Origin of the sequence: Fictibacillus phosphorivorans, assembly GCF_001619875.1 — a bacterium.
Lineage (GTDB): Bacteria > Bacillota > Bacilli > Bacillales > Fictibacillaceae > Fictibacillus > Fictibacillus phosphorivorans_B.
The window spans coordinates 24,015-43,940 of record NZ_LRFC01000012.1; the positions used below are offsets into that span (position 1 = coordinate 24,015).

Consider the following 19,926-nt stretch of genomic DNA (forward strand, 5'->3'; position numbering starts at 1 on the left):
TTTAATAGATATGGCAGGAATAACTCGATTTATATCGAAACTAAATAAAAATCAACATACATAATTTTTATAAACTAGAAGGAGGCAGTACTATGTCCTGGGAGACAGCTTATGAAAAGTGGATACAAAATGAAAAACTGGAACAACCGTTAAAAACTGCATTAGAAGGAATGAGAGAAAACAGGACTGCACTTGAAGACTGCTTTTATAAAAACTTAGAGTTTGGCACTGGTGGTATGCGAGGAGAAATAGGCCCTGGTACAAACAGAATGAACACATACACAGTACGAAAAGCATCGTTAGGACTTGCTCACTTTATTGGAGAGCAAGGAGAGAAAGCAAAAAAGCGCGGAGTTGTCATTGCTTATGATTCAAGACATCAATCCCCTGAATTCGCTATGGAAGCTGCCAAGACATTAGCAACACAAGGAATTCAAGCTTATGTATTTGAAAGCTTAAGGCCTACTCCTGAACTATCTTTTGCCGTTAGATATTTAAAAGCGTATAGCGGTATCGTTGTTACAGCAAGCCATAATCCGCCTGAATATAATGGCTATAAAGTATATGGTCCAGATGGCGGGCAGCTGCCTCCGAAAGAAGCAGATGAAGTTATTGAAAAGGTAAACGATGTTAAAGATGAGCTATCTATACAAGTTAAGCCAGAAGAAGAGCTGAAGAACATCGGCTTAATCCAAGTAGTCGGTGAAGAAATAGACAAAGCATACATGGAACAGCTGACAAAAATAAGCTTAAACGGTGAAGCGATTAAAGAGATGCATGATTTGAGCATTGTTTTTACACCACTTCATGGAACTGCAAACATACCTGTAAGAAAAGGTTTGGAGCAGTTAGGATTTACGAACGTAACGGTAGTAAAAGAACAGGAGCAGCCTGATCCAAACTTCTCAACAGTTAAATCTCCAAACCCAGAAGAGCATGCTGCATTTGAACTGGCTATTAAGTATGGCAAAGAAGTTAATGCTGATATTCTGATGGCTACAGATCCAGATGCAGACAGAGTAGGAATTGCTGCAAAAAACAGTTCCGGTGAGTATGAGATTCTAACGGGGAATCAGACTGGTGCACTAATGATTGAGTACATTCTTTCTCAACGTAAAGATAAAGGCAGTCTTTGTTCCAAGGGAATAATCTTCAAAACGATCGTAACTTCCGAACTGGGGCGAGTGATTGCTGAATCTTACGGATTAACGTGTGAAGATACCCTGACAGGTTTTAAATTTATTGGTGAAAAAATTAAAGAATACGAAAAGAGCGGAAAACATACTTTTATCTTCGGATATGAAGAAAGTTATGGTTCTTTAATCGGAGACTTCGTGCGAGACAAGGACGCTGTTCAAGCATGTTTAATGGGAGCAGAAATGGCTGCTTATTACAAAAAACAAGGAAAAACACTTTTTGATGCGTTAACAGATGTTTATGAAAAGCACGGATACTACAAAGAAGATTTAGAGTCACTTACACTTAAAGGGAAAACTGGCGCGGAACAGATCGAGAATTTATTGGCTGGTTTCAGAGCTGATATGCCTCTTAAGATCAATGGGCAAAAGTTGACGGTTTCCGAAGATTATAAAGCAAGTGTTAAATACAATGTAGAGAAGAATGAAAAGTACGATATCCATCTTCCAAAATCCAATGTTCTTAAGTATCAGTTGTCAGATGGTTCTTGGTTCTGCGTAAGACCATCAGGGACAGAGCCAAAAGTAAAGTTTTATTTTGGTATTAAAGCCGATACGGATGAAAAAGCTAAAGAAGCTTTACTTAACTTGAAAAAAGCAGTTATGGATATAGTTCATGAAAAAATGCAAAAAGTGGCACAATAAAAAGAAGGAACGGCTGTAAGGCAATTGTCTTACAGCCCTTTTTTTCTAATGGTTGACAAGTTATTAAAACAGCTGTAATATACCCCTATAGGTATTTTATGAAGAGGAGGTGCTGATTTGGAATACACACAAGAAATGAAAAATCGTCTAAAAAGAATTGAGGGTCAAATCCGTGGAGTTTTGCGTATGTTGGAAGAAGATCAAGATTGTAAAGCCGTTATTACACAGCTTTCTGCTTCACGAACGGCTATTGATCGCACGATTGGATTAATTGTCGGCACAAACCTTGAACAATGTTTGCGTGATCAAATGGAAAACGGGGACCAAATGAACTCAGACTTAGTTAAAGAAGCTGTGCAACTTCTTGTTAAAAGCCGTTAATATCTGTCATAAGTATACGCTGTTGACAGATTCTCTTTTGTCATTTAATATACCCCTATGGGTATTTGGAGTAGAGTTGCATTATTTTTTTAGCTTTTAATATACCTATACGGGTATTGGTATCTAATCATTATCATTTATAAGAGAGGGGAAAAAACGATGTCTTTAAAAACAATTGAACCACAAGAAGTAAATCGTTTAATGACAGAAGGAAATCAGTTAAACATCATTGATGTCCGTGGAAATGATGAGGTCGCTCAAGGAATGATCATAGGAGCTAAACATATACCACTCGGGGAAATTCCTTATCGATTGAACGAGTTAGATGCAGCAAAAGAATATATTATGGTTTGCCGTTCTGGAAAACGTAGTGAGAAAGCTTGCAATGTACTAACTGCTAACAATTTTAAAGTCATTAATATGACTGGCGGCATGCTTAAATGGAACAACGATACAAAATAAAGAGTATGTGGAGGTTTTAAGAAATGGGTATTAAAGTAGATCAAATTCTAGATTGTAAGGGATTATCTTGTCCGTTGCCCATCGTACGTACAAAAAAAGTGATGGATCAGCTTGCAGCAGGTCAGGTTATTGAAGTTCAAGCTACAGATAAAGGTTCTTTAGCTGATATTCAAGGATGGGCAAGAAATACGGGAAATCAATATTTAGGTACAAAAGAAGAGGGAGATGTTCTGAAGCACTATCTAAGAAAATCCAACCCTGGTGAAGTAAAAGAGGCGGCTAAATTTGAGCATACGATTCAAAACGATGAGTTAGAAAAAGTATTGGCAGAGAATAACGGTGACACGGTTGTACTCGATGTTAGAGAACCAGCAGAGTATGAGTTCAAACGTATACCTGGGGCAATATCTATTCCTTTAGGAGAACTTGAAAGTAGATTAGATACGCTTGAAAAGAACAAAGAAATTCATGTGATTTGCCGTACCGGATCAAGAAGTGATATGGCCGCCCAAATCTTAGCTGAAAATGGATTTGAGCGTGTGAAAAATGTATTGCCTGGCATGGCAGAGTGGAATGGCCCTGTAGTATCAAAATAAAAAATTTTAACTGAAAATATACCTGGGGAGGTATTCAATAATGATTAAGGCATTATCAGCTAAAGAAGTAGCAAAACGTGTTGTAGAAGGCAAAATGTTTATCCTTGATGTTCGTAATGAAAGTGATTATAAAGACTGGAAAATCGAAGGTAAAGGTATTGAGTCCATCAATCGTCCTTATTTCGATCTAATTGATGGTGTAGAAGATGTGTTAGAACACCTTCCTAAAGAAGATGTATTGGTTGTTTGTGCGAAAGAAGGATCTTCTGTAATGGTAGCTGAGATGCTTGATGAAGCAGGTATTAAAGATGTTAATTATCTTGAAGGCGGTATGAAAGCTTGGAGTGAATACTTGATGCCTGTAAAGATCGGGGACTTAAAGGATGGAGGTTCTATCTATCAGTTCAACAGAATCGGTAAAGGGTGCCTATCCTATCTCGTTGAATCAAATGGTGAAGCGGCAATCATTGACTCTGCTCGTACGATTGAAGCTTATGAAGATTTTACTAAACAACACAATATTGAAGTTAAGCACATGATTGATACTCACCTTCATGCTGACCACATTTCAGGCGGACGCCGTCTTGCGGAAAAGACGAACGCATCATACTGGCTGCCTCCAAAGGATGCTGAAGAAGTCACGTTCTCTTATGAAGCATTAGAAGAAGGAAAAGACATTACGATCGGTAATACAAAGATTGAAATTCAGCCTCTTTATTCACCAGGTCATACGATCGGAAGTACTTCTATGATTGTTGACGGACAATACCTGCTCTCTGGAGATATTTTATTTGTTGATTCAATCGGACGTCCAGACCTTGCCGGTAAAGCTGAGGACTGGGTGAGTGATCTGCGCGATTCTTTATACAACAAATACAACAATCTTTCAAAAGATCTAGTAGTATTGCCAGCCCATTTTGGTAAAATCAGCGAACTGGATGAAAAAGGTGCTGTTCAAGCTCCTCTAGGCGAGCTGTTTGAAAAGAACGAAGGATTGAACATTAAGAGTGAAGATGAGTTCCGTAAGGCTGTAACGGAAAACTTACCGCCGCAGCCAAACGCGTACCAAGAAATTCGTGAAACGAACATGGGTAAAATTGATCCTTCAACGGATGAACAGCGTGATATGGAAATTGGTCCAAACCGCTGTGCGATCACTGAATAAATAAAACTTAAATAATAACTAGGAGGTTTTTCAAATGAACGTAACACAAACTTTAGATACAAAAGGGTTATCTTGCCCAATGCCAATCGTAAAAACTAAAAAGGCAATGGATACTCTTGTTAGCGGAGACGTTTTGGAAGTACTTACAACTGATAAAGGTGCAGTTAACGACTTATCAGCTTGGTCTAAATCATCAGGTCATGAATTGCTAGAACACAAAGAAGAAGAAGGCGTATTTAAGTTTTATATTCAAAAGGGATAACCCCAAAAAAATTTAAAGAATCATATACCTATATGGGTATGGGTATCTGATTGAAAAGGAGAATTCTAAGATGGAACAACAAACACAAGATAAATCAACAATGGTTGTATTTAGCGGTGATCTTGATAAAGCGATGGCAAGTTTTATTATCGCAACAGGAGCAGCGGCTATGGGGAAACAAGTAACGATGTTTTTCACTTTCTGGGGATTAAACATCCTACGAAAAGAAGAGTACGTAAATGTGAATAAAACTTTCATGGATAAAATGTTCGCGAAAATGATGCCAAGAGGACCTGAAAAGCTAGGTATTTCTAAAATGAATTATGGTGGATTAGGCGGAAGGATGATGAAGTATACGATGAAAAAGAAAAACATCGTAACACTTAAAGAATTAATCGACATGGCTCAAGACCTAGATGTGAAAATGGTTGCGTGTACGATGTCAATGGACGTTATGGGTATTACTCAAGATGAACTGATTGACGGGCTTGATTATGCTGGAGTAGCCTCTTATCTTGCTGATGCAGATGAGTCTAAGATTAACTTATTTATCTAAGTAACATCAGGTTAGAGGGAGGTGAAGTCATGGGATTTACTTTTATCATTACGATCTTTTTAATTGGTTTTATAGGATCTTTTATATCAGGGATGGTGGGTATTGGGGGCTCAATCATCAAATATCCAATGCTTTTATATATTCCAGCAATGTTAGGCTTCACAGCATACTCTGCTCATGAAGTATCTGGAATTAGTGCAGTTCAAGTATTCTTCGCTACGATAGGGGGAGTTTGGGCTTATCGAAAAGGTGGCTATTTGAACAAAACACTGATTGTTTATATGGGTGGATCCATTTTGTTAGGCAGTTTTATTGGTGGATACGGTTCACAAGGTATGACTGAGGGGCAAATCAACATTGTTTATGCAGTCTTAGCCACTTTAGCGGCTGTAATGATGCTTATTCCCAAAAAAGGAATAGATAATATTCCGTTAGATCAAGTTACCTTTAACAAATGGCTGGCAGCTGTGTTAGCCTTTGTTGTCGGGGGAGCAGCAGGTGTTGTTGGTGCAGCAGGAGCGTTTATCCTTGTACCAATCATGCTCGTTGTTCTTAAGATACCAACCCGAATGACGATTGCTACTTCACTTGCAATCACCTTTATTTCTTCAATAGGAGCAACAATCGGGAAGATTACAACTGGGCAAGTGTTGTTATGGCCAGCAATAATCATGGTTGTAGCAAGCTTAATTGCGTCACCGCTTGGTGCTCAGTTCGGTAAGAAGATAAATACGAAGATTCTACAATTAATATTGGCTGCACTAATAATTGCAACATCAATGAAGATCTGGCTTGATATTTTAGGGTAGAGTGAAAAAAGAGGAGACAAAATACGTGATATCACGTATTTCGTGTCCTCTTTTATAATCGTCCTAAGTATGAAAGGAAATAATGTTTCTTGTAAACCAAGTAAAAAGAAAGGCTTGCGGTTGAGTGCAATGAATTGAACAAACACCCAGCAAGTAAGCAGTAAATTGAAGCGGGGAATAAATTGTTGGGGGTCAGACCCCTTAAAAGCTTCTATAGTATTTAATCGAGCGGATAAGGGTCATTGTCATCGTTGCAAAGCCCACAGAAAGAATGGTTACAAGCGAGTAGAAGAGGATTCCTTCGCCCATTACATAAAGTCCTACTAAGATAACCGCAGCGTCAATCAAAAAGATGACCATGCCCACATTAATTGAAAACCAGCGGGATAAAAAGAGAGCAATCAGGTCGGTTCCACCCGTACTTGTTTCATGCCTCAGCATCCAGCCGATGCCTGTTCCAATAAATAGTCCTCCAATAACAGAGCCTTCCATGACAGAAACAGAAAATACGCCTTTTAAAGGGGAGAGGAGATCTATAATGAGCGACGATGCTAACAATCCATGTATGCTATTTATAAAGTAGCGGCGTTCCAGCTTCCATGCTAATAGATAGATGGGAACACTTAAGATTATAATAGTAAGACCCACCTTATACCCCCATACATACTTAATGAGAAGGCTGATGCCGATCATTCCGCCATCCAACAGATGAAAAGGGACAATGAAACCATTGATGCCGATACCAAGCAATACACTTCCAAAGAAAATAGCTATTGTTCGTCTAAACATGGCATTCATCCCTGTCTAAGGTTATTTCTACATAATATGCGTGATTGTCCAAGAATAGTCATGTACACAGGGTGTTTGTCCGTGTCTCTTTTTCTTTTTTTGCATGTAATAGTATAGAAAGCCCCTTGTTTGCAGTGCAAAATAGGGAAGGTGAGTGCTGTGAATGTGAAAGACTTCAGAAGAGCTGCAAAACGTCTTTTGGAGAGACAGGTCGTGGTGGATACTACAAATCAAACGTATGAAGGTAGACTAAGAGCAGTTGAGAAGGATTACATTACATTATGTGTGATGAGCTGTGATCATAAGTATAATGAGCAGATTATTATCCGTATCGCGGAAATTGTCGCCTTATCCACCTTATAAACCAAATAAAAATCCCTTGCATATTTGTCATGCAGAGGGATTTTTTCGCGTTTTATTTCTTTGTAAAACCTAATGTGATCGGTTGAGTTTGTTGAGGAGGCGCACAGCAAAGTGAAAGATCTCGTGCATCTCCTGCTGATTCAAATTCAGAGTCTTCTTTTGTATAGAAGATCTCCCATGCATTGCCGTCTGGGTCATATACCCATACTTTGTCTTGGACAGCATAACAGCACGTTGTGTTCATCTCATCAATTAAAAGCAGTCCTGCCTTTCGTAGTCTCTCACCCATGGCAAGAACATCATCAGTATTGTTTACTTGAAATCCCAAATGATTAAGTACACCATCTTTTGCAAAAGGTCGGGCGTTTAGTGAAAAATGAAGTGCAGGCTGATCAAGCTCAAATTTTGCATAATTGTCTTTTACTTTTGTTGGTTCAGTACCAAAAAAGCTTTTATAGAATTCAAGAGATTTCTCTAAATCTGAACAGTTAACAGCGACATGCATGCGTTGTATCATAATGTGAACTCTCCTTTTCTTATGAAATAATCATCAACCATAAATAGAGGCCGGTTAAGGTAATGAAAAGTGTTGGTATGGTTAAGATGATACCAATCTTGAAATAATAGCCCCATGTGATTTTTACACCTTTTTTGGATAACACGTGTAGCCATAGAAGCGTGGCTAGTGACCCGATCGGTGTAATTTTTGGTCCTAAGTCTGAGCCGATTACGTTTGCGTAGATTAATGCTTCACGGATAACACCAGATGTTTCCGTTCCTTGAATAGCTAGGGCATCAATCATAACAGTTGGCATGTTGTTCATAACAGAAGATAATACAGCGGCTAAAAAGCCCATACCAATGGTTGCAGCGAACAATCCCTGATCGGCAATAACCTGAATCCAGCTCCCGAGCATATCAGTCAGACCTGCATTACGAAGTCCGTAAACGACGACATACATACCGATAGAAAAGACAACAACAGTCCATGGTGCGTCTTTTACCACTTTTTTTGTTTGAATGGCCGGGCTTTTGCGAGCTGCAATAATAAAGAAAAGGGCTGCCGCACCAGCGATAAAGGAAACAGGAATGCCTATAAACTCACTGGTTAAATACCCGATTAAAAGTACAGCAAGAATGACCCATGACAACTTAAACAACTTTTCATCCTGAATGGCTTCTTTCGGATGTTTGAGCTGCGAAGTATCATAGTTCTCTGGAATGTCTTTTCCAAAGAAAATTAGCAGAACAAGCATGCTTGCAACTAAAGAAAAGATGTTCGGCACGATCATTCGGCTTGCATATTCAACGAATCCGATGTTAAAGAAATCAGCGGACACGATGTTTACTAAGTTTGAAACAACAAGTGGCAGTGATGTTGTATCTGCTATAAATCCACTCGCCATAATAAATGGCAATATCATCGTTTCTTTAAAATGAAGTGCTCGAACTTGAGCAAGTACGATCGGTGTCAGGATTAATGCTGCACCATCATTTGCAAAGAATGCCGAAACTGCAGCTCCAAGAAGGATCACATACGTAAACATCTTCTTTCCGTTTCCGCCGGCTAACCTTGCCATATTTAGAGCTGACCATTCAAAGAAACCAATTTCATCTAAAATAATGGATATGAGTATGATCGCTACAAAAGCCAATGTGGCGTTCCAAACAATTCCGGTAACGGTCCAAACATCAGCGAGTGTAACTACTCCAAGAAGAAGTGCTATAATGGCACCTGCTGTAGCAGACCAGCCGATAGACAGCCCTTTTGGCTGCCAAATTACAAAAATAATCGTAACTAAAAATACAGCGACGGCCATAATCGCCATGCTGTCCATAAAAACTCCCCCAATATCAAGTCTTTCTAAGTTAGCAGCAAACTTTTCCGCCTGACGCTTTTAATTGCTCAATTTTTTCGGACATGTCAGGTAGGGCTTCTAAGTTTGCTTTAATAAAAGGATACATTTCTCCATCAATGGAGTAGAAGATCCATTGACTGTTGCGTCTTTCCTTAACGAGTTTAGCTTGCTTTAATTTTCGTAGATGCTGTGAAATACTAGGTTGTGTCATTTGTAAGATCTCAACTAACTCACATACACATAATTCTTCATGGCGAAGTAAGGCTAAGATATTCAAGCGTGTTCTATCTGCCATTGCTTTGTAACACTCAGTTAACTGTTCTAGTTCCATATCGATTTCACCTCATTAGTATATAACCATATGTTTATATAGAATGTCAAAGAATATATAAATAAATATTGATATAAGAATACACTTATATTATGATGGTCTCGAAAGAAGTTCTTTTACTACAGGAGGTTTTTAAAAAATGGCTAAACCAATCATTTATTTCCTTTGTACAGGAAATTCATGTCGTTCTCAGATGGCAGAAGGATTTGGACACCATTATCTTGGTGATAAATATGATGTATATTCAGCTGGGATTGAAGCGCACGGTGTGAATCCAAACGCAATCAAAGCGATGAATGAAGTGAATATTGATATTAAGAATCAAACATCTGATGTAATTGATAAAGAAATCTTAGAAAAAGCAGATTTAGTCGTTACACTTTGTGGACATGCAAATGATGTATGCCCGGCAACACCACCTCACAAAAAACGTGAACACTGGGGATTTGATGACCCAGCAGGGAAAGAGTGGAGCGAATTCCAGCGTGTTCGTGACGAGATCTCAGCTCGAATTAAACGTTTTGCTGAAACAGGAGAATAATATGGTGCAAGCTCAGAAGGTAAAAATGCTTTCTGAGCTTTTTTGTATGAAATTCCTCATTTCGTTCATGTTACTAATGAGGTGATTACTGTGATGCGTTGTATTTTTATCACATTAAGTTTAATTTTGGTGATGATCAATCATCCGCAATTAATTGAAGCTGCTGATGATAAGGCAGCCTTCGTTCGGGAAGACGGCCTTTGGCTAAAAGAAGGGGAGTTGGAGCGTAGGATTGTTGAAGGATCAAGCGTTTCCCACCCTCGTTTTTCAAGTAATGGCACATATATCAGCTATGTGTCAGGAAATCACAATGAATTGTGGGTGTATAACCGTGTCACTCGTTTAAAAAGAAAAGTGTTTGATGGCGAAGTGAGTTTAACGAATTGGTCTCCTGTCGATTCCAAACTCGCTTGGAAAAGCAGTAGTGTATTAAATGTAATCGACCTTTCCAAGCCTGCCACATCTTTTCAAAATGTCATTCTTGGAGCAGGCAACTACAGCTGGGCACCTAATGGTAAAGGATTTGTTGTATCGTCATCTGCCAATTTAGAACCAGATGGATGGAGTCCAGTTCGACTATTCTATGTTCCTGTAAATGCAAATGGTGATCTAAAAAAAGTGGAGAACATAACTACACTGCCTAAGATGAGTCAGACATTCTTTGCGATTGGTACGACGGAATTTAAATGGGGATCGGATGATCAATGGTTTGCATTTATTGCTTGTCCTACTGCGTCAATGTCAGCTGACAGCAATACATTAATGGTTGTCTCATTAGATGGTTCCCGAACTAAAATGATTGGAAATATGTTAGATCAGCCGAATTGGTTTCATTGGTCTCCAAATAAAAAGAAGTTGGCTTTTATTAAAGGAATTGGCAGGCTAATCTCTGAAAATAAACGGTTAACGGTTTGGGATGCCAAAAGCAACAAGGAAACCAACTTTGGATTTCCTGGATATGCGGATGGAGATTTCACCTGGAGAAGCGATAAGGAAATGATAGTGAGCAGACAAATTGAATGGGGATGGGATGTACCTGAAGAAAAAAGATCCAAGCCGTTCTTAGCAAGTGTAAATGTTAGTAATGGAAGTTCAACGAAATTAACGAAGCCCGGTATTGGTGAAGCAGATGTCTATCCAAAGACGCTGCTTAACGGTAACTTTGTATGGATAAGAACAGGAATGAACCCTACAGAAGCGAAAGTGATGATAAAAAGGAATGAGGCGGAAAAGGAAAAAGTTTGGATTGAAAAATTACGTACACCCGATAATTGTTCAGGCTGGGCGTGTATGATAGATATTTATCAAGCCAGATAAGGAAGATAGGCGGACTTCGGATGGGGAGTCCGTCTTATTCTTTGTACCCCGTCCAATTTTTCCGTGCTGTTTTCTCATGAATGCCTGTTTTCTTTCATACAGTTAGAAGTAAGGAAATAGCAGGAGGGGGAAAATATGAACTGGGAACTGCAAAATAAAGAGCTTGAAAGAGCAATTGCTGAAATAACGGAGATCGCTGACCACTTTGGCCTTGATTTTTACCCAATGCGGTATGAAATATGTCCTGCAGATATTATCTATACATTTGGTGCGTACGGGATGCCAACGCGTTTTTCTCATTGGAGTTTTGGAAAACAGTTTCACAAAATGAAGCTTCAGTATGACTTAGGACTGAGCAAAATTTATGAGCTCGTCATTAACTCTGATCCTTGTTACGCGTTCTTGCTGGATACGAATTCCCTCATACAGAACAAATTAATTATTGCTCACGTTCTTGCGCATTGTGATTTCTTTAAAAACAATGTTCGCTTTTCCAATACAAGAAGAGATATGGTTGAATGTATGACTGCAACAGCTGAACGTGTGGCTCAATACGAACATTTATATGGCAAAAAAGAGGTAGAACAGTTCCTAGACGCAGTTCTAGCCATACAAGAACACATTGATCCTTCCCTTGTAAGAAACAAACTAAATTATGTATTTGAAGACGAGGAAGAGTTCACGCCAAAGAAAGAAACACCTTATGATGATCTATGGAAACTGGATGATAAAAAGGGTCCAAAACCAGCTTTGAAAAAGAAAAAGTCATTCCCGCCGCAGCCTGAAAAGGACATACTCTTATTTATTGAGCAATACAGCCGTGAGCTTGAAGAATGGCAGCGTGATATTTTATCCATGATGAGAGAAGAGATGCTTTATTTCTGGCCGCAGCTTGAAACGAAAATCATGAACGAAGGCTGGGCTAGCTATTGGCACGCAAAAATCCTGCAGGAGATGGATCTCACTTCGCATGAGACGATCGAGTTCGCTAAACTGAACGCGGGTGTTGTCCAACCTTCGAAGACTTCGATCAATCCGTATTATCTCGGCTTGCAGATCTTCAAAGATATCGAGGAACGCTATAATAATCCTAATGAGGAATTGTTACGACAAGGGGTAAAAGCAGGCTCAGGTCGCGAAAAGATGTTTGAAGTTCGTGAACTGGAATCTGATATGTCATTTATCCGAAACTATTTAACGAAAGATCTCGCTCAGCGGGAAGACATGTACCTTTTCCAAAAGCAAGGCAAGGAATATAAGATCGTCGACAAGCAGTGGGAAGAGGTTCGTGATCAGCTAGTGAGCATGCGGGTAAACGGCGGTTTTCCTTATATTACAGTAAATGATGGAGACTATATGAAAAATGGGGAGCTCTATCTCGTTCATAGTTATGAAGATATGGAACTGGATGTGAAGTATCTCGAAAAAGTATTGCCGCATCTTCATCACCTGTGGGGACGCCCTGTTCACATGGAGACGAAGATCGAGCAGAAGCCTGTTCTCTTCACGTTTGATGGGAAGACGGTGCATCGGAAGTATCTCTAAAATTAAACATTTGTTTAAAAGCACTCTACTCGGGGTGCTTTTTATTCGAGGTTTATTTTTATTGCATTTACAACAAAAATAAGTTAATTTATATGTATTGTTGCAATTACAACAAAAAGGTGATTTTTGAGGAGCTTATTATGAAAGAAATTCTTCGTGAAATTGGAATGATAGCCAGGGCTTTAGAATCAATTAGTAATATTGAATTCAAAGAATATGACCTTACAAAAGGGCAGTATTTGTACCTAGTGAGAATATGTGAAAACCCGGGAATCATTCAAGAAAAGTTAGCAGAGATGATAAAGGTAGATCGTACAACTGCGGCTCGGGCTATTAAAAAACTTGAAATGAATGGATTTATTGAAAAGAAGGATGATCAACAAAATAAAAAAATTAAAAAACTCTTTCCAACAGAGAAAGGGAACAATGTGTATCCTTTCATAAAAAGAGAACATGATTATTCGAATTTCATAGCGCTAGAGGGATTTTCCGAAAAAGAAATAGATAACATCTCTATTCTTCTTCAAAGAGTAAGAAAAAACATTGAAAAAGACTGGGAATATGTAAAAAAGGGAAACAAGAGAAATTATTGATTAGAAGGAGCGGTATGTATAATGGCTATAAACTTAAAAAAGTGTACCCTTGAAGATTCACACATACTTAAAGAAATTAGCTCAGAAACGTTTTATGAGACATTTAAGCAACAGAATTCTCCTGAAAACATGAATGCCTATTTGGAAAAGGCATTTAATATAAGACAATTAGAAAAAGAACTCTCCGACATTTCATCACAATTCTATTTTGTATATGTAAATACTGAAGTCGCTGGATATTTAAAGCTAAATACTGATGATAGTCAGTCAGAAAAAATGGGTGATGAATCGCTTGAGATCGAGAGGATTTATATAAGGAAAAAGTTTCAAAAACATGGGCTTGGTAAATTTCTACTAAATAAAGCTAGGGACATTGCGATAGAAAGTAATAAAAAGAAAATCTGGCTAGGCGTATGGGAAAAAAATGAAAATGCTATTGTTTTCTATAACAAAATGGGATTCGTTCAAACGGGAACTCACTCTTTTTATATGGGTGATGAAGAACAAATTGACTTCTTAATGACCAAAACACTTTAATAACTTTTTAAAAAAGGTGGGATTTCCATGTACAATCCCAATACTTTAACTAAGCTGAGATAAACTTCTGGATGACTTTTTGACCTAATAATGATGAGTCTCGGAATGTGAAAAAATGTTAAACTAGAGATAAGCAACTGAACATGTTTGAAAATTAGTTTAGACGATGGAGTTCGTCTGTAATGTATTCAACTGCCTATGACTCCTACCAGCTGCTCTGGTAGGAGTCTGTGTTTTTCTTAATGAATTACCGGGGGGATAACATGATCTATTTATTTATTGGGATCGGCGGTATTGTAGGAGCCCTAATACGTTATTATGTTGGACTGATGTTCGTGAATCAGACTTTATCCGGATTTCCAATTTCTACATTGATAGTGAATTTACTAGGGTGTTTTGCTTTAGGATGGTTCACTACAAGAGTTGCTACCCGTAAAATAATGCGACCAGAAATTATATCTGGATTGGGAACGGGCTTAATTGGATCGTTTACAACCTTTTCTACTTTTAGTGCAGATGCATTGTTATTAATGCAAGAAAATCGTCTAGGCACTGCCTTTACATATGTCTCTTTAAGCTTGTTCGGCGGCATAATATTCTCCTTTGCAGGTCATTGGTTAGGAGAAGTAAGACACAGCAGAGTTAAGGGGGATGTATCATGATCTCTAGTTTCCTTGTAGCGGCAGGCGGTTTTTTTGGAGCTATCTCAAGAGTTGCTGCGTCTAAAAGAATCAATCAGTACAACAAAAGAGAGTTGCCATTAGGTACTTTAGTCGTTAATTTGGTAGGTTCATTTCTTTTAGGGCTCGTGATCGGATCGAATATGAATCATTCCCTATTTCTACTTTTTGGAACAGGTTTTCTCGGTGCGTTCACAACTTTTTCAACGTTTAAGCTAGAAAACATTCAGCTTCATATGAAAAAGAAATGGAAAACATTGATTCTTTATATAGTGCTCAGTTACAGTTTAGGAATCCTTTTAGCATTTGCAGGGTTAAAGATTGGTTATTCTCTATAAAAGGTCTCCCCGACAGTGATAAACTTATAACACGAATGAAGAATCATAACGAGTAGAAGGTGAATGGTGTAAATGAGGCAATTTATAGATAAAATAAAGCACTGGGCAAAAGAGATAAAAAGACAGCTCTATGTCTTATTTTTAGTATCACAACACAAAGACGTTCCAATCTATGTGAAAGCATTGGCGATCACTGTCGTTGCCTACGCATTAAGTCCTATCGATTTAATTCCTGATTTTATCCCGTTTTTAGGTTTTTTGGATGATATTATTCTTCTTCCTTTAGGGATCGTCATGGTTTTTCGATTGATTTCTCCATCTATTCTAGAAGAATGCAAGAATCAGGCTGCTAATCATAACAAGAAGCTTCCGAAGAATTGGATAGCAGGCGGCGTGATTTTGGTAATTTGGGTTACTGTTTTAATTTTACTCATAAACAAATTCTCAACGCTTTAAGTTTATTTTTATCTAAATGATTAGGTATTCCGTATTGTTAAAACACATTATAGTTGTAGTACTTATAAGATCAACCAACAACACTTTGTCGTAAATACCATAAAATGTATGGAGAAGACTTATGAACTTTTTGAAGACCTATAAACCTATTTTTTTGAACTGCACTCATTCTAGAGTCAGTTCTATTTTTTATATCACTACTCATCATCCGTTATAATAACAGTACTATACCTGTTGGGGGAGTTAACGTGAAAACCATTTTAATTGTGGAAGATGAACCAAAGTTATTGGAAGTTGTCTCTTCTTATCTGAAGAATGAAGGTTTTCATACACTTGAAGCTCTAAATGCAACGGATGCATTAAAACGAATGAACAAGGATTCAATTGATTTTGTGGTTCTTGATCTTATGCTCCCAGATATGAGTGGAGAAGAACTTTGTCAAAGGATTAGACAGGCTCACACGATCCCTATTTTGATGCTGACTGCAAAAGTTAAGGAAGAAGATCGTATAAACGGTTTGGCGCTCGGTGCTGATGATTATATGGCAAAGCCTTTTAGCCCGCGTGAACTTGTTATGCGGATCAAGACGATTCTACGCCGTTCAGGAAATGGAGAATTACTTGCTGAGCAGGTTACATATAACGGAGGAGATTTAAAGATTGATGCTGGTAAGCAAGAGGTATTCGTAAAGGGAGAAACAGTCAATCTTACACCTAATGAATACAAGTTGCTGCTTACGTTTGGAAGGCATCCTAATCGTGTTTTCTCTAGAGAAGAATTAGTGGAAAAGATTTTGGGCTTTGACTTTGAAGGAGATAGCAGGACCATCGATCAGCATGTGAAGAATCTTAGGTATAAGCTGGAGAATGACCCTAAAAATCCAACCTATATTGTTACTGTGTTTGGTGTAGGGTACAAGTTTACAGGAGGCGGTCATGTTTAAAGGACTGCATGCAAAGTTAACTCTTATTTTTATTTTCGCCGCGTCATCTATCGTCCTTATAGCAGGTCTCATTATCATGTTCGAGGTTCATTATCACATCACGATGTTTCAAAGAGATGTGCCCGAGTTTCAAAGTATACAGCCTTTAACCCATCATTTTGAGAAGGCTTTATTGAGTTCTGTTCTATGGACTTCGATAGGTGCCATTATTTTAGTTTGTATGATTAGTTATGTTGTGGCGAAAAACTTATCAAGACCGTTGGTAGAAATGAGAGAAGCGGCTGAAAAGATGGCAAAAGGTAAGCTTGAAGTAAGGATAGAAACACTAGGGAATGATGAACTAAATGATCTTGGAAATTCTCTAAACCTGCTTGCTTCTAAACTTCAATTACAGGAAACATCTCGAAAAAACATGACTTCCGATATCGCCCATGAACTGAGAACACCATTGGCCACCATTAAAAGTCACCTTGAAGCCTTTGAAGATGGTGTTTTCCTGCCAACTTCAGATCGAATACATTCCCTTAAAGAAGAAATTGAACGCCTGATTTCTTTAGTTCAAGATTTAGAGCATTTAACAGCTATGGAAGCACCAGAGTTCTCATTAAATAAGAAAGAGGCGAACCTGAATACGATCATTACGAAAAGTATGGATGCTGTTGCAGGAGCGTTTGTGCAAAAGAATGTTACACTACATTCAGAATTGCAGTGTAACATTGAACTAAGCATAGATTCGAAACGAATTGCGCAAGTATTAATAAACTTGTTAAGTAATGCACTTACCTATACACCAGCTGGGGGGAAGGTGAATATTTCAACAAAAACAGATAATGACTCTATTTTCCTTTCAGTCAAAGATACTGGAATCGGCATTCCAAAAGAAGAGATTGAACAAGTGTTTGAACGTTTTTATCGTGGAGAAAAATCCAGGAGCAGAGAACATGGTGGCAGTGGGATTGGCTTAACCATTGTAAAAAGGATTGTTCAAGCACATGGTGGAGAAATTTGGATCAACAGTGAGTCTGGAACAGGGACAGAAGTTAAGATAAAGTTTAATAGGGAAAAGGCCGGCATTTGATTTTAAATGGCCAGCCTTTTTGGGCAATTAATTTTTGGGAGTAGCAAACGTACTGCCTGTGTTCTTTTGTCGAAAAGCCTATAAATTATTTTGAGGGCCCATAACTATTTTTCAAGGGCCTATAAAAAAATTTGAAGGCCGATAACTATTCTTCAAGGGCCTATAAACATTTTTGAAGGCCCATTAATTTTTTTCACGGACTAAAAATGGTGCAAAAGCTAATGCAATATACAGCTTATTCAGCTGATAACTCGCTTTCGGTAACCCATTTATGATTGGTTACTTTTTTACCACCGGTAGTAGGGGTATAGTCCACCATGTAGACTGTAGTTTGTTCAGCAGAATCGATAACGGCTTTTGCCCCTTTCATCCCTTTCATATGGTCTGCGTTCAGGATAACTTCAGTCCCGGCAGCTAGAGGTTTATCGCCTGCATCTTTAATTTCCTCGTGTATGACCCACTTGTGGTCTGTCACCTTTTTGCCTCCTGTTGTTGGCGTATAGCTCACAGTGTAAACAGTCGTATCATAAGCACCTGCAATCGTAGCTTCTGCACCATTCATGCCTTTCATATGCTCCGCTTTAATAATGGCTTTGCTGCCCACTTCAAAGGTTGGATCCTCTGCTTTCTTCAGACCTTTTGGAACTTCACCTGAACCAGAATGATCCATTTCTCCATGATCCATACCATCGTGATTTTCTTCGGTTTGATTATTCCCACAAGCTGAGAGTATGAGTGAAATTGCTAGCATTAAAATGGCGATAACGTTCTTAGTCGTTTTCATTTTTTTATCCTCCTTCTAAAAATAGAGTACCCATACTTCATAAATACACCTGAATATGAAATGCGTATTTTAAGCATAATGGGTAGTTGTGTAGAAGTTGTGAAGATTAAAATCAAATTATTTTGATTTAATAGTTGCAAATTAGTAAATAAAGGATATACTATAAATACATCAATAATTTTTGATGTTAGGAGATGGTGTAATGGAGAAGGAAATACCTTTACTGAACAATATGAATGTATCTGCAATTGATTTTGAAAAATATGAACAGAAGTTTAAAGCACTTGCCGATCAACAGCGTTTGCAGATTATAAATATTTTAGCTTTGAAAGAGAGTGTTTGTGTTTGCGATCTAACACCTATTATCGATATGCCTCAATCCAAACTTTCTTATCACTTAAAGATATTATTAGAAGCAGATCTGATAAAGAAAGAAAAAAGGGGAACATGGAATTATTATTCATTGAATATCAAAGAGTTAAAAGACCTTTTATCAAATCAATTATGCTGTGTGTTTCTTCCATCTTGTTGTTAAATTGTGTACTACAAAATATGTAGTACTTCAATTTTACATAATACATCAATTTTTTTTGATGTATAGATCAAATTTTTTTAATATAACAGGAGGAGAGATTTTGTTATGAACTTTTACTATCTAGAAAGATGTCAGAGATGAAACGAAGAGAAATGGAGCAATTGACAAAAGAAACCTCGAGATCCCACTTCGAAAAAAATTTGTATTACATCTTGATTCACTGTCTTCAAGAATGAACTTAAAACAATCGATTCAAGTTTGTTGCGCTTGATAAAAAAGGAGAAGAAAAATGATGTGGATGGAAACATTTAAAAGTTTTTTGAGTATCGCTTTAGAATTGACCGTTTTGTTTATTGCTATCTCCTTTATCATTAATTTGCTTCAATCGTATATCCCCTACGAAAAAGTGGAGAAGTTTCTGAGTGGTAAGAATAAAGGATTAGCAGCACTTTTCGCCTTGATTTTTGCCTTTGTCACCCCATTTTGTTCATGTTCAACGATTCCTGTCATCGTAAACATGATAAAGAAAAAGATGCCTTTCTCAATAGTCATGGTGTTTCTATTCGCATCACCTGTACTAGATCCAACGATTATAACCATTATGGGAGTCATCCTTGGCTGGAAAGTAACGATCATCTATACAATCGTAACAGCTATCTTATCTGTCATCATAGGTTTCTTATTAAATGCTCTTGGGTTTGAGAGTTCAGTGAAAAATGTCGTGATGACCGGTTATGAAAGGGAAACGAAAAACTTTAATGTAAAAAGAGCTCTATTAGAAACATTAAATTTAATGAAGAGTGTCTATCCATATTTGATTGCAGGCGCTGCAATAGGAGCAGTCATTCATGGTATTGTACCGACTGAATGGATTGCAAGTACGTTTGGAAGTGATAAATGGTGGATTATCCCCATTGCAGCGGTTATAGGCATTCCGTTATACATCAGACTGTCTAGTATGATTCCGATTTCTCAAGTTCTGATTGCAAAAGGAATGGCTTTAGGACCTGTAATGGCTCTTATGATTAGTTCTGCTGGTGCAAGCTTACCAGAGGTCGTTCTTTTGAAATCTATTTTTAAAAAGGAGCTTGTACTAACTTTTGTAGCTTCGGTTATAACCATGTCCACTGTATCAGGATTTATTTTCTATCTGATTTAAAAATG

General features: G+C 37.9%; 26 protein-coding genes. 21 read left to right on the top strand and 5 right to left on the bottom strand.

Annotation, left to right across the window (positions count from 1 at the left end):
- The first annotated feature begins 92 nt into the window (after window positions 1–92).
- The 8 genes from AWM68_RS08185 to AWM68_RS08220 all read left to right on the top strand — a co-directional run bounded on the left by AWM68_RS08185 (window position 93) and on the right by AWM68_RS08220 (window position 6,072).
- Window positions 93–1,841 (top strand): phospho-sugar mutase, encoded by a 1,749-nt coding sequence (locus AWM68_RS08185; protein WP_066239731.1) that lies wholly within the window; start codon window positions 93–95, stop codon window positions 1,839–1,841.
- Between the two features lie 117 nt (window positions 1,842–1,958).
- Window positions 1,959–2,222 (top strand): metal-sensitive transcriptional regulator, encoded by a 264-nt coding sequence (locus AWM68_RS08190; protein ID WP_066239734.1) that lies wholly within the window; start codon window positions 1,959–1,961, stop codon window positions 2,220–2,222.
- 159 nt (window positions 2,223–2,381) lie between these two features.
- Window positions 2,382–2,684 (top strand): rhodanese-like domain-containing protein, encoded by a 303-nt coding sequence (locus AWM68_RS08195; protein WP_066239737.1) that lies wholly within the window; start codon window positions 2,382–2,384, stop codon window positions 2,682–2,684.
- A 23-nt stretch (window positions 2,685–2,707) separates the two neighbouring features.
- Window positions 2,708–3,280 carry a sulfurtransferase TusA family protein gene (locus AWM68_RS08200; RefSeq protein ID WP_066239740.1) on the top strand — a complete coding sequence of 191 codons (573 nt, stop codon included), beginning with the start codon at window positions 2,708–2,710 and terminating at the stop codon, window positions 3,278–3,280.
- Window positions 3,281–3,320: 40 nt separating this feature from the next.
- A complete protein-coding gene (locus tag AWM68_RS08205; protein ID WP_419865576.1) occupies window positions 3,321–4,445 on the top strand; it encodes an MBL fold metallo-hydrolase in 1,125 nt (374 codons plus the stop codon).
- A gap of 34 nt (window positions 4,446–4,479) precedes the next feature.
- Complete coding sequence (locus tag AWM68_RS08210) at window positions 4,480–4,707, top strand: sulfurtransferase TusA family protein (protein WP_066239747.1); 228 nt, start codon at window positions 4,480–4,482, stop codon at window positions 4,705–4,707.
- A 70-nt stretch (window positions 4,708–4,777) separates the two neighbouring features.
- The gene (locus tag AWM68_RS08215; protein ID WP_066239750.1) at window positions 4,778–5,263 is read left to right on the top strand and encodes a DsrE/DsrF/DrsH-like family protein; all 486 of its coding nucleotides are present in this window, start codon (window positions 4,778–4,780) and stop codon (window positions 5,261–5,263) included.
- A gap of 29 nt (window positions 5,264–5,292) precedes the next feature.
- Window positions 5,293–6,072 (top strand): sulfite exporter TauE/SafE family protein, encoded by a 780-nt coding sequence (locus tag AWM68_RS08220; protein ID WP_066239753.1) that lies wholly within the window; start codon window positions 5,293–5,295, stop codon window positions 6,070–6,072.
- Between the two features lie 201 nt (window positions 6,073–6,273).
- Here AWM68_RS08220 and AWM68_RS08225 read toward each other — a convergent pair whose 3' ends face one another.
- The gene (locus tag AWM68_RS08225; protein WP_066239756.1) at window positions 6,274–6,861 is read right to left on the bottom strand and encodes a YitT family protein; all 588 of its coding nucleotides are present in this window, start codon (window positions 6,859–6,861) and stop codon (window positions 6,274–6,276) included.
- Between the two features lie 159 nt (window positions 6,862–7,020).
- Between AWM68_RS08225 and AWM68_RS08230 the strand changes: the two genes are divergently transcribed.
- A complete protein-coding gene (locus tag AWM68_RS08230; RefSeq protein WP_066239759.1) occupies window positions 7,021–7,224 on the top strand; it encodes a DUF2642 domain-containing protein in 204 nt (67 codons plus the stop codon).
- A gap of 52 nt (window positions 7,225–7,276) precedes the next feature.
- On the opposite strand, the gene AWM68_RS08235 is transcribed toward AWM68_RS08230, so the two are convergent.
- From AWM68_RS08235 to AWM68_RS08245, 3 genes are read right to left on the bottom strand one after another with little or no spacing between them, the layout of a single operon-like run.
- Window positions 7,277–7,741 (bottom strand): ArsI/CadI family heavy metal resistance metalloenzyme, encoded by a 465-nt coding sequence (locus AWM68_RS08235; protein WP_066239762.1) that lies wholly within the window; start codon window positions 7,739–7,741, stop codon window positions 7,277–7,279.
- Between the two features lie 19 nt (window positions 7,742–7,760).
- The gene (locus AWM68_RS08240) at window positions 7,761–9,053 is read right to left on the bottom strand and encodes an arsenic transporter (protein WP_231868402.1); all 1,293 of its coding nucleotides are present in this window, start codon (window positions 9,051–9,053) and stop codon (window positions 7,761–7,763) included.
- Window positions 9,054–9,093: 40 nt separating this feature from the next.
- Window positions 9,094–9,414, bottom strand: a complete 321-nt coding sequence (locus AWM68_RS08245) for an ArsR/SmtB family transcription factor (RefSeq protein ID WP_066239766.1) — start codon at window positions 9,412–9,414, stop codon at window positions 9,094–9,096.
- A 139-nt stretch (window positions 9,415–9,553) separates the two neighbouring features.
- Between AWM68_RS08245 and arsC the strand changes: the two genes are divergently transcribed.
- From arsC to AWM68_RS08295, 10 genes are all read left to right on the top strand, one after another.
- Window positions 9,554–9,955, top strand: a complete 402-nt coding sequence (gene arsC / locus AWM68_RS08250; protein ID WP_066239768.1) for an arsenate reductase (thioredoxin) — start codon at window positions 9,554–9,556, stop codon at window positions 9,953–9,955.
- Window positions 9,956–10,045: 90 nt separating this feature from the next.
- The gene (locus AWM68_RS08255) at window positions 10,046–11,272 is read left to right on the top strand and encodes a hypothetical protein (protein WP_231868397.1); all 1,227 of its coding nucleotides are present in this window, start codon (window positions 10,046–10,048) and stop codon (window positions 11,270–11,272) included.
- Window positions 11,273–11,407: 135 nt separating this feature from the next.
- Entirely contained in the window at window positions 11,408–12,817 is a 1,410-nt protein-coding gene (locus AWM68_RS08260; RefSeq protein ID WP_066239771.1) for a SpoVR family protein, read from the top strand.
- Between the two features lie 140 nt (window positions 12,818–12,957).
- The gene (locus tag AWM68_RS08265) at window positions 12,958–13,410 is read left to right on the top strand and encodes a MarR family winged helix-turn-helix transcriptional regulator (RefSeq protein ID WP_066239774.1); all 453 of its coding nucleotides are present in this window, start codon (window positions 12,958–12,960) and stop codon (window positions 13,408–13,410) included.
- A 21-nt stretch (window positions 13,411–13,431) separates the two neighbouring features.
- Window positions 13,432–13,947, top strand: a complete 516-nt coding sequence (locus AWM68_RS08270) for a GNAT family N-acetyltransferase (protein WP_066239776.1) — start codon at window positions 13,432–13,434, stop codon at window positions 13,945–13,947.
- Window positions 13,948–14,210: 263 nt separating this feature from the next.
- Window positions 14,211–14,609, top strand: coding sequence for a fluoride efflux transporter CrcB (crcB, locus tag AWM68_RS08275; protein WP_066239780.1), 399 nt, complete (start codon window positions 14,211–14,213; stop codon window positions 14,607–14,609).
- Window positions 14,606–14,965, top strand: coding sequence for a fluoride efflux transporter CrcB (crcB, locus tag AWM68_RS08280; protein WP_066239782.1), 360 nt, complete (start codon window positions 14,606–14,608; stop codon window positions 14,963–14,965). The genes crcB (AWM68_RS08275) and crcB (AWM68_RS08280) overlap by 4 nt, the downstream gene beginning before the upstream one ends.
- A gap of 72 nt (window positions 14,966–15,037) precedes the next feature.
- Complete coding sequence (locus tag AWM68_RS08285; RefSeq protein ID WP_066239784.1) at window positions 15,038–15,421, top strand: YkvA family protein; 384 nt, start codon at window positions 15,038–15,040, stop codon at window positions 15,419–15,421.
- A gap of 248 nt (window positions 15,422–15,669) precedes the next feature.
- Window positions 15,670–16,365, top strand: a complete 696-nt coding sequence (locus tag AWM68_RS08290) for a response regulator transcription factor (protein ID WP_066239787.1) — start codon at window positions 15,670–15,672, stop codon at window positions 16,363–16,365.
- Window positions 16,358–17,443 (top strand): sensor histidine kinase, encoded by a 1,086-nt coding sequence (locus tag AWM68_RS08295; protein ID WP_066239789.1) that lies wholly within the window; start codon window positions 16,358–16,360, stop codon window positions 17,441–17,443. Before AWM68_RS08290 ends, AWM68_RS08295 begins: the two co-directional genes overlap by 8 nt.
- Window positions 17,444–17,678: 235 nt before the next feature.
- Here the strand turns inward: AWM68_RS08295 and AWM68_RS08300 are convergent, their stop codons facing one another.
- Window positions 17,679–18,227 (bottom strand): YdhK family protein, encoded by a 549-nt coding sequence (locus AWM68_RS08300; RefSeq protein ID WP_066239792.1) that lies wholly within the window; start codon window positions 18,225–18,227, stop codon window positions 17,679–17,681.
- Window positions 18,228–18,429: 202 nt separating this feature from the next.
- On the opposite strand from AWM68_RS08300, the gene AWM68_RS08305 reads away from it, so the two are divergent.
- Together AWM68_RS08305 and AWM68_RS08310 are read left to right on the top strand one after the other, a co-directional pair.
- Window positions 18,430–18,762, top strand: a complete 333-nt coding sequence (locus tag AWM68_RS08305) for an ArsR/SmtB family transcription factor (protein WP_156488345.1) — start codon at window positions 18,430–18,432, stop codon at window positions 18,760–18,762.
- Between the two features lie 292 nt (window positions 18,763–19,054).
- On the top strand, window positions 19,055–19,921 hold the full coding sequence (locus AWM68_RS08310; RefSeq protein WP_066240083.1) for a permease: 867 nt from the start codon (window positions 19,055–19,057) through the stop codon (window positions 19,919–19,921).
- The last annotated feature ends 5 nt before the right edge of the window (window positions 19,922–19,926 follow it).

Bases quoted from the DNA above. Each gene is read 5' to 3' on its own strand.
- AWM68_RS08185 (WP_066239731.1), top strand. From the start codon at position 93: ATGTCCTGGGAGACAGCTTATGAAAAGTGGATACAAAATGAAAAACTG.
- AWM68_RS08195 (WP_066239737.1), top strand. From the start codon at position 2,382: ATGTCTTTAAAAACAATTGAACCACAAGAAGTAAATCGTTTAATGACA.
- AWM68_RS08200 (WP_066239740.1), top strand. From the start codon at position 2,708: ATGGGTATTAAAGTAGATCAAATTCTAGATTGTAAGGGATTATCTTGT.
- AWM68_RS08205 (WP_419865576.1), top strand. From the start codon at position 3,321: ATGATTAAGGCATTATCAGCTAAAGAAGTAGCAAAACGTGTTGTAGAA.
- AWM68_RS08210 (WP_066239747.1), top strand. From the start codon at position 4,480: ATGAACGTAACACAAACTTTAGATACAAAAGGGTTATCTTGCCCAATG.
- AWM68_RS08215 (WP_066239750.1), top strand. From the start codon at position 4,778: ATGGAACAACAAACACAAGATAAATCAACAATGGTTGTATTTAGCGGT.
- AWM68_RS08220 (WP_066239753.1), top strand. From the start codon at position 5,293: ATGGGATTTACTTTTATCATTACGATCTTTTTAATTGGTTTTATAGGA.
- AWM68_RS08225 (WP_066239756.1), bottom strand. From the start codon at position 6,861: ATGTTTAGACGAACAATAGCTATTTTCTTTGGAAGTGTATTGCTTGGT.
- AWM68_RS08235 (WP_066239762.1), bottom strand. From the start codon at position 7,741: ATGATACAACGCATGCATGTCGCTGTTAACTGTTCAGATTTAGAGAAA.
- AWM68_RS08240 (WP_231868402.1), bottom strand. From the start codon at position 9,053: ATGGCGATTATGGCCGTCGCTGTATTTTTAGTTACGATTATTTTTGTA.
- AWM68_RS08245 (WP_066239766.1), bottom strand. From the start codon at position 9,414: ATGGAACTAGAACAGTTAACTGAGTGTTACAAAGCAATGGCAGATAGA.
- arsC (WP_066239768.1), top strand. From the start codon at position 9,554: ATGGCTAAACCAATCATTTATTTCCTTTGTACAGGAAATTCATGTCGT.
- AWM68_RS08260 (WP_066239771.1), top strand. From the start codon at position 11,408: ATGAACTGGGAACTGCAAAATAAAGAGCTTGAAAGAGCAATTGCTGAA.
- AWM68_RS08265 (WP_066239774.1), top strand. From the start codon at position 12,958: ATGAAAGAAATTCTTCGTGAAATTGGAATGATAGCCAGGGCTTTAGAA.
- AWM68_RS08270 (WP_066239776.1), top strand. From the start codon at position 13,432: ATGGCTATAAACTTAAAAAAGTGTACCCTTGAAGATTCACACATACTT.
- crcB (WP_066239780.1), top strand. From the start codon at position 14,211: ATGATCTATTTATTTATTGGGATCGGCGGTATTGTAGGAGCCCTAATA.
- crcB (WP_066239782.1), top strand. From the start codon at position 14,606: ATGATCTCTAGTTTCCTTGTAGCGGCAGGCGGTTTTTTTGGAGCTATC.
- AWM68_RS08285 (WP_066239784.1), top strand. From the start codon at position 15,038: ATGAGGCAATTTATAGATAAAATAAAGCACTGGGCAAAAGAGATAAAA.
- AWM68_RS08295 (WP_066239789.1), top strand. From the start codon at position 16,358: ATGTTTAAAGGACTGCATGCAAAGTTAACTCTTATTTTTATTTTCGCC.
- AWM68_RS08300 (WP_066239792.1), bottom strand. From the start codon at position 18,227: ATGAAAACGACTAAGAACGTTATCGCCATTTTAATGCTAGCAATTTCA.
- AWM68_RS08305 (WP_156488345.1), top strand. From the start codon at position 18,430: ATGGAGAAGGAAATACCTTTACTGAACAATATGAATGTATCTGCAATT.
- AWM68_RS08310 (WP_066240083.1), top strand. From the start codon at position 19,055: ATGTGGATGGAAACATTTAAAAGTTTTTTGAGTATCGCTTTAGAATTG.